The organism is uncultured Shewanella sp. (genome assembly GCF_947495455.1).
Lineage (GTDB): Bacteria > Pseudomonadota > Gammaproteobacteria > Enterobacterales > Shewanellaceae > Shewanella.
In genome coordinates, this window is sequence record NZ_CANLZC010000157.1 from 1 (window position 1) to 8,297 (window position 8,297).

Annotated in this window: 8 protein-coding genes; 6 read left to right on the forward strand and 2 right to left on the reverse strand. The window is 40.2% G+C overall.

All coding sequences use genetic code 11. The features are described 5' to 3' along the window. Positions 1-181, forward strand: a 181-nt coding sequence (locus tag Q0791_RS23610; protein WP_299011714.1) for a hypothetical protein, incomplete at its 5' end; no start/stop codon positions are given. Next, positions 156-1,010 carry a bifunctional methylenetetrahydrofolate dehydrogenase/methenyltetrahydrofolate cyclohydrolase FolD gene (folD, locus tag Q0791_RS23615; RefSeq protein WP_299011715.1) on the forward strand — a complete coding sequence of 285 codons (855 nt, stop codon included), beginning with the start codon at positions 156-158 and terminating at the stop codon, positions 1,008-1,010. The genes Q0791_RS23610 and folD, both read left to right, overlap by 26 nt. Positions 1,011-1,115: 105 nt before the next feature. Here the strand turns inward: folD and cysS are convergent, their stop codons facing one another. Further along, positions 1,116-2,495 carry a cysteine--tRNA ligase gene (cysS, locus tag Q0791_RS23620; protein WP_299011716.1) on the reverse strand — a complete coding sequence of 460 codons (1,380 nt, stop codon included), beginning with the start codon at positions 2,493-2,495 and terminating at the stop codon, positions 1,116-1,118. Positions 2,496-2,733: 238 nt separating this feature from the next. Between cysS and Q0791_RS23625 the strand changes: the two genes are divergently transcribed. The 4 genes from Q0791_RS23625 (at position 2,734) to Q0791_RS23640 (ending at position 7,266) form a co-directional block, all read left to right on the forward strand. After that, entirely contained in the window at positions 2,734-3,225 is a 492-nt protein-coding gene (locus Q0791_RS23625; protein ID WP_299011717.1) for a peptidylprolyl isomerase, read from the forward strand. Between the two features lie 13 nt (positions 3,226-3,238). After that, positions 3,239-3,955, forward strand: a complete 717-nt coding sequence (locus Q0791_RS23630) for a UDP-2,3-diacylglucosamine diphosphatase (protein ID WP_299011718.1) — start codon at positions 3,239-3,241, stop codon at positions 3,953-3,955. Positions 3,956-4,421: 466 nt separating this feature from the next. Beyond that, positions 4,422-6,119: an acid phosphatase gene (locus tag Q0791_RS23635; RefSeq protein ID WP_299011719.1), complete on the forward strand. Its 1,698-nt coding sequence runs from the start codon at positions 4,422-4,424 to the stop codon at positions 6,117-6,119. Between the two features lie 163 nt (positions 6,120-6,282). Then, positions 6,283-7,266, forward strand: a complete 984-nt coding sequence (locus tag Q0791_RS23640; protein ID WP_299011720.1) for an MBL fold metallo-hydrolase — start codon at positions 6,283-6,285, stop codon at positions 7,264-7,266. Between the two features lie 49 nt (positions 7,267-7,315). On the opposite strand, the gene miaE is transcribed toward Q0791_RS23640, so the two are convergent. After that, complete coding sequence (miaE, locus tag Q0791_RS23645; protein WP_299011721.1) at positions 7,316-8,143, reverse strand: tRNA isopentenyl-2-thiomethyl-A-37 hydroxylase MiaE; 828 nt, start codon at positions 8,141-8,143, stop codon at positions 7,316-7,318. Between the last annotated feature and the right edge of the window lie 154 nt (positions 8,144-8,297).

The following is an 8,297-nucleotide window of genomic DNA, read 5'->3' on the forward strand; positions in this document are numbered from 1 at the left end:
AACTTGGCTCACTTCACAATCAGTATTCATTGTTTATGAGCCAGAAAAGTGGGGATCCCTCAGTCACGGGTATATAATCGATGACACAAGCGACACTGACTGCTACTATAACGTCGTTTCCATTATTGCGGCCTATAAAGGATATCTAACCCCCAATGACTGCCCAAATTATCGACGGTAAAGCCATCGCCCAATCTATTCGAACTCAACTTAAAGATAAAGTCACTGCCCGTAAAAAAGCAGGCCAACGGATCCCTGGTTTAGCCGTTATTCTCGTTGGCGCGGATCCTGCCTCACAAGTCTATGTCGAAAATAAGCGACGAGCCTGTGAAGAAGTCGGATTCATTTCTCGCTCTTATGATTTACCCAGTGATACCACTGAAGCCGATTTACTGGCTTTAATCGATAAGTGTAATGATGATGCCAGTATTGATGGTATTTTAGTGCAGCTCCCCCTTCCTGAACATGTTGAGGAGTCCAAAGTCATTGAGCGTATTCGCCCCGACAAAGATGTTGATGGCTTTCATCCTTATAATGTCGGCCGTTTAGCACAACGCATTCCAGTACTTCGCTCTTGCACACCAATGGGAATTATGACGTTAATCAAATCCACAGGTATCGATACTTTTGGACTGGATGCCGTCATTGTCGGGGCCTCAAACATTGTCGGACGTCCCATGACTCTTGAGCTATTACTGGCAGGTTGTACTACAACCACTTGCCATCGCTTCACTCGTAATTTAGAAGAAAAAGTCAAGCAAGCCGATTTACTCATTGTGGCTGTCGGTAAGCCCGGCTTTATTCCAGGTGAGTGGATAAAACCTGGCGCCATTGTTATCGATGTCGGGATCAATCGCCAAGCGGATGGTAAATTGGTAGGTGATGTGGCTTTTGATAGCGCAAAAGAACAAGCTGCTTGGATCACGCCAGTACCTGGAGGCGTCGGTCCTATGACTATTGCCAGCCTGCTGGACAATACTTTATATGCCGCTGAAGAGTATCATGATTAATGGGTAACGGCTAATGCCATTCATTGACTATTAACGAGCACTAAACCGATCCGATAAAAAATGCCTGCATGATTGCAGGCATTTTTTTATAACTTCAGCATAAGATTATTTTTTACGCCAAGTCGTTCCATCTGGGCCATCTTCTAACACCACACCTAAGGCATTTAAACCGTCACGAGCCACATCGGCTGCCGCCCAATCTTTTGCCGCACGCGCTTCATTACGCTGCACAATAAAGGCTTCAATTTGTGCCACCTCATCATCACTCCCTTCACCTTTAAAGTAAGTGTCAGCATCTTGTTGCATGATACCAAGTACATTTGTAAGGCGCTTTAAACTCACACCCAAGGCTGAAGCTGCAGCTAAGTCGATTTCTTTTAAGCGATTAATTTCACGCGCCATATCAAATAACACTGCATAGGCTTCCGGCGTATTAAAATCATCATCCATTGCCACTTTAAATTTCGCCACAAAATGTGCATCGTCTGCCGCATCAACACTTAAATCTAACCCTTTTAATGCAGTATATAAACGAGTCAATCCCGCTTTGGCTTGTTTCACATTCTCTTTAGAGTAATTTTGCTGACTACGATAATGACCTGACAATAAAAAGTAACGCACGGTTTCTGCATCATAATGAGACAGCACATCACGAATCGTAAAAAAGTTATTTAATGATTTAGACATTTTTTCTTTGTCCATCATCATCATACCTGTGTGCATCCAGTAATTCACATAAGGCGTATCATGGGCGCAGCAAGATTGAGCAATTTCATTTTCATGGTGAGGAAATTGCAGATCGGATCCACCACCGTGAATATCAAAATGAGGACCAAAGCTTTTACTTGTCATTGCAGAGCATTCAATATGCCAACCTGGACGACCTGCTCCCCAAGGAGAATCCCATGTAGGCTCACCGGGCTTGGACATTTTCCACAACACAAAATCCATAGGATCGCGCTTAGTGTCATCCACTTCTACACGAGCCCCTGCTTTTAGCTGACTCAGATCTTGTCCAGATAAACGACCATATTCTTGATAGGACGCCACACTGAATAACACATCACCATTGGCTGCTACATAAGCATGCTCTTTGGTAATCAAGGTTTCGATAATATTAATGATTTCGGGAATGTGTAATGTCGCTCTGGGCTCGAAATCAGGTGCTTGAATATTTAATGCCGCAAAATCTTTGTGCATCTCAATAATTAACCGCTCAGTGAGCGATTCACAGGTTTCATTATTTTCATTGGCGCGTTTGATAATTTTATCATCAACATCGGTAATATTGCGTTGATAATTCACCTCAAAACCAGAAAATCGTAAATAACGTACCATCATGTCAAAAGCAACATATGTTCGGCCATGTCCGATATGACAAAGATCATAGATAGTCGTGCCACACACATACATATTGACCTTTCCAGGTACGATAGGCTTAAATTCTTCTTTTTGGCGGGTCAGACTATTATATAGCTTCAACATTGCTTTTCTCTTCAAGATCCAAATAGGTTTAAAGGAGTCAGTCTACCATCGCCTAGAAAGGGCTTCCAGCTTGTTTTAACACACAAAGAACAAAAAGCCCTATTCCTATTCGTTGATAGGCCTTATTGGTCTCCCTTTATTTCATTCAAGACTTTAAGCGCTAAAGCAATTAGGTTAGAATCACACGACTATTTACCCTTATTGATTTGTGCACTTTGTGCAAACATAGAGAAAAACCATGATCACACTTCACACAAACCACGGTGACATTCAACTTAATTTAAACAGTGAAAAAGCACCGGTTACTGTTGAAAACTTCCTCAATTACGCAAAAGATGGGTTTTACGACGGCACTATTTTTCACCGTGTTATCGATGGCTTCATGATCCAAGGTGGTGGCTTTACCGAAGACATGAGCCAAAAACGTTGCAATGAAACCATTAAAAACGAAGCCAATAATGGTTTATCAAACGTTATTGGTAGTATTGCAATGGCCAGAACCTCTGATCCACATTCCGCCACTGCACAATTTTTTATCAATGTTAGCGACAATACTTTCCTTGATTTTAAAGCCGAAAATGCACAAGGATGGGGTTACTGCGTATTTGGTGAAGTGACTGCGGGAATGGACGTTGTCAATAAAATTAAAGGCGTAAGCACTGGTAATAAGGGCATGCATCAAGATGTACCTTTAGAAGCAGTGATAATCGAAAAAGTCAGTATCGCATAAATATTATTCATTCATGCATACTTTCTTTGTGGGCGATTTGCATTTAAGTGCAAATCGTCCTGATATTACCCAAGCCTTTAGCCAATTCCTTGATAACCTTCCAAGCGATACTGATGCCTTATATATTCTTGGCGATCTCTTTGATGTCTGGGTAGGAGATGATTTAGCAGAACCTTTCGCACTGGATATAGCAGATAAACTCAAAATTATTTCCATTAAAGTTCCCATTTATTTTATTCATGGTAATCGTGATTTTCTAGTCGGAAAAGCCTACGCGAAACGAAGCGGAATGACATTACTTCCCGAAGTCAAAAAAATCACCCTCTATGGCAACACTTATGTGCTATTACATGGTGATAGTCTGTGTACTTTAGATAAAAGCTACCAACGTTTTCGAACCTTTAGAAATTGGGCTTGGGCTAAGTGGATTTATAATCATCTGCCAAAAAAAACACGTCTTAATATTGCACTTAATCTTCGTAAAAATAGCCAAAATGTGAATCAACATAAAAGCATGGCCATTATGGATGTGGAGCCTAAAGCTGTTGATGAGCTATTACGTAAAACACAAAGCCAATTTATGATCCATGGTCATACTCATCGGCCTAATATTCACTCATTAAAACACAATAAACAACGTATTGTTGTTGGTGATTGGTACGATCAAGGGAGTGTATTAAAGTTATCTAATAAGGGCGCAGATTTACAAGCCTTACCTTTTGTTAATTAATTTTATTTGACTACATCAATATGCTTTTCTAACGCATATTGATGTCATTTGATGGCAATGAGGTATATCTAGTAACCTCATAAAATTGATAATTTAATCGCCTATTTGTTATTAAAAAAGACTTTTCGTAACCATTAATAACCACAATTTAAAACAACAAGTAATAATACCGTTTTATAAATGTACATCACTTAAAAAAACAACAAAGCCTAGTCATATTATTTATCCACTTATTGAATGGCAAGAGAATGCATAACAAACTGATAAATAGAATAATAACAAACTAATCTGTATGGGTTTAATCAAAGCACTGATAAGGATTAAATAGCACTCATTAATATTAGCCACTTCATCAATTGTTCTGTATTTTTTCTTTCCTGTTTATCTGGCATACTGACGTCTTAATCGTATAAATAATATGCTTGTTCATATTCTCATTTTTATATTCCGCTATAAGGGGGCATGAATGACTGACCCTAAAGATCAATCCACTGATAAACCGTCCAATCACATTAGCCGCCGACAGTTCATAGCAGGGGTTGCGGCAATCGGCGCAGGTGCATCCTTAAGTGCTTATGGAAGTGAATCAATGAGTGAAAAAGTGCATAAAAAAGCACTCACACCTTCATCTCGCACTTCTACTGAATTAAATAAAGCACTAAAGGAAAACGTTAAAAATGTCGTCGTGATTTATGCCGAAAACCGCAGCTTTAATAACCTCTTTAGTGACTTTCCAGGCCTTGAAAAACCTCTGTCATCTCTCAAACCTGAGGAATATCAACAAAAAGACAGAAACGGCAACATTCTCGACACACTTCCTGAAATATGGGGAGGCTGTGTACAGCTCGGCCCACAAAATATCAATGGCGTAGATTATCCTACCGAAGTGCAATATCAAACCCATTTACCCAATGCCCCTTTTGCATTAAAAGGCCCCCATGGAGAAGAGTTACCTTTTGGCCTTATCACAAGGGATCTCTGGCACGTCTTCTATCAAAATCAGATGCAAATCAATGGCGGTAAAAATGATCATTTTGTGGCATGGGCTGATTCAGGCGCATTAACCATGGGCCATTATACACAAAGCCGTTACTCTCTTAGGCTCTGGAATGTCGCAAAAGAGTTTGTATTATGTGATAACTTCTTTCAAGGAGCATTTGGTGGCTCCTTTCTAAATCATCAATATTTAATCAGTGCAACAGTCCCTTTTTATCCAAATGTGTACCGTTCACCCGCTAAGACTCAAATAGCCACGCTTCAGACTCATAACCCTCTGGATACACGACTCAAGCCATTAGACAGCTCTCCGTCAAGTGCAATGGATGGCCCCCCTCAATTTGGCCCTAGTGCATTGACACCTGACGGCTATGCCGTCAATACCATGGCGCCGCCTTATTGGCCCAGTTGGAGCCGGGATCCTGAACGTCCCGACTATGCAGACTGGGATCAGCCCAATACATTAGTCCCTCAAACCCATGAACATATTGGTGATAAGCTTTCGAAAAAAAATATTGATTGGGCTTGGTATGCTGGTGCATGGTCTGCCACCATTCACGAATATCAAAACTCAACTGGGATCCCCAAAATACCTAACTTCCAATATCACCACCAACCTTTTAATTACTTTAAAGCCCAAGGACCTGAGCACCCCATTGAGCGCATTAAACGTTTACGTGATGCAGGCCTTGGCAATGACTCTAGTACTAACAAGTTTTTTCAAGATATCGAGGCTGGGAAGTTGCCGCCTGTGACTTTCTATAAGCCACAAGGTAATCTCAACATGCACGCCGGTTATGCCGAAATAGAATCCGGTGATAGGCATATTGATAGAACACTAAAAGTGTTACAAGAGAGTCCTCAATGGAACAATATGGTTGTCATTGTCACCACTGATGAAAATGGCGGTTGGTGGGATCATGTTGCTCCACCTAAGGGAGACAGGTGGGGACCAGGTTCTCGTATTCCTGCTCTCGTTGTCTCTCCTTTTTCCCGTCACGGTGGCGTCGATCATACTCAATATGATACGGCTTCTATATTGCGACTCATCACCCGCGTATTTGATTTAGAAACATTAGATGGCATCAAGCAAAGAGATACAGAAATGATAGCACGAGGTCAAATTCCTTTTGGCGATTTAACTAACCCCCTCACTTTTAACACTTAATTTAAACGCTCCTGTACAATAATCACTTTGTTGCACAGGACACTTTCCATTTTGTCAGCCCTCAATTTTAAACTTTCAAAATACTGTCAATTAACTTAAAAGTCATGCATCTTCATTTTTAACTATGATAATTTAATGAGTTTTTATTTTTGGACAATAACCAATGCAACTGACCTTTTGTCGACACTATGTACGAAAAATTATCCTTATCTTTTCATTAATTATGTCACCATTGAGTGTTGGTCATCCTATTAAGGCTCCCTTTAATGCCACCATCATAGGATCTGGCGCACCTCAATATAATCCCCACAGAGCCAGCGCCAGCGTATTGATCACAGCAGGAAAGGACAAACTACTCCTAGATATGGGTAACGGTACTCAAGCCAATTTAGCCAAAATAGGAATTCAAGCACAAGATTTAAATGCCATCATGTTTACCCATCATCACTTAGATCATGATGAAGAATTTGCCCCTATTTTTATCGGTGCTTTGTTAGGCAGACATACTTTTACCATTATGGGGCCGCCAAAAACGAAGCAGCTAGTTGATATGGATCTCGATTTTTATACGCAAGACATTGATTACCGCTTATCTCGACAGAATAGACGTTTGAGTGAAAGAAAAGGTGCCTTTACAATCAAAGAGCTAAAAGGAGGGGAATCTTTTCTATTTGAGGGTATACGTATCAGTACGTTAAAAGTACCTCATAGTATCTACACGCTCGCTTACCGTTTCGATTATCAAGGCCAATCCATTGTCGTCACAGGCGATCTCACCTACACAGATAAATTAGCGCATTTTGCACAAAATGCCGATGTGATGATTATCGACTCAGGCGGTATGATCATGAGCCATAACAAAAATAGTCAAGGCCACAATCCACATCAAGTTAATGCTGCTCCCTCGGCGTCACAGAACAAAGATAAGCAAAGGACAAATAAAATAAAAGCGCACCTCAATTTAGCAGAGTCTAGTCGTATCGCTAAAAACGCCAATGTCAAAACCCTTGTGTATACTCATTTTGTACCAGGTATAATCAATAAAGCAGCCAGTTTGGCTATTATTCGGCAACAATACCAAGGTAAAGTTATTTTTGGTAAAGACTTATTGAAAATCGGTATGCCAAAATCAGCCACTAAGAAGTAAACTCAAGAAGCAGCACTTATTTATATAGCTAAATCAATTTATTCCAAAACTATATTGGGATCCCACTATGAAATTTAAAGTCAGGATCAGGTGATGAAATTAATTCAGCTTCCACTGTGGCAAACAAGGCAATGCGAGAATGAATATCCTCTTTAACAGAAGGTTTTGTCTGCTTTGATTTATTGGTGTTCACCTTAATTGGCATAGTTTCGGCTATATTTTCAGCTAACATCAAATAATCTTGATAATGACGCGCTTCAGAGCGTAAGAGTGACACATAAAACTTATTCAGTTCATCATCTAAATGTGGGGCTAACATAGCAAAACGTTCACAAGATCGCGCTTCAATAAACGCCCCTGCAATAAGTTTATCCACTAATGCTGCTGGTTCAAAGGTGCGAATATGTTTCATCATGCCCTTTGCATAACGACCGGCATTCATATTTTGATATTCAATGCCTCTGGCGTGCATTAATGCCAAGACTTGCTCAAAGTGATGGAATTCTTCTTTGATTAAACGCACCATTTTGGCAATTAAATCAGGTGCAGTTGCAAAATTAGCCTTAGGCGCCAACTCTCCTATTGCCTCATTTTTTTGCGTTCGACTCGCTAAAAACTCACCAATATCCCTCTCTTTCTGATAAACAAAGTCTTCATATGGCTTTGCCCAAGCCAATAATAACTGACCACTCTTGGCATCCACTGCATATTTTCTTAAAAGAAACATCGCCGTTTGAGCTGCCTTTAGCTCACAATTACAGTGATCGATCAGCAATTGAGATAAGTTTTCAGGCATACAAGCTTTTTCAATCCAAGGATCGGGTGTTGAGCATTTCAGAAAATTATTGATTGGTTCTAATAATTTGTGATCGTACATGTACATTTACGTCAAATGAAACAGGAATACAATGATACCACACCTAAAATTGTTGAACTTATCCGTTATGTAAATAATTAACCTCAGATCGGTTTAACGCATCACTGCCATCGCGTTGAATTCAGCTGATGTTATATTAAGTTGTGGCTTTCTC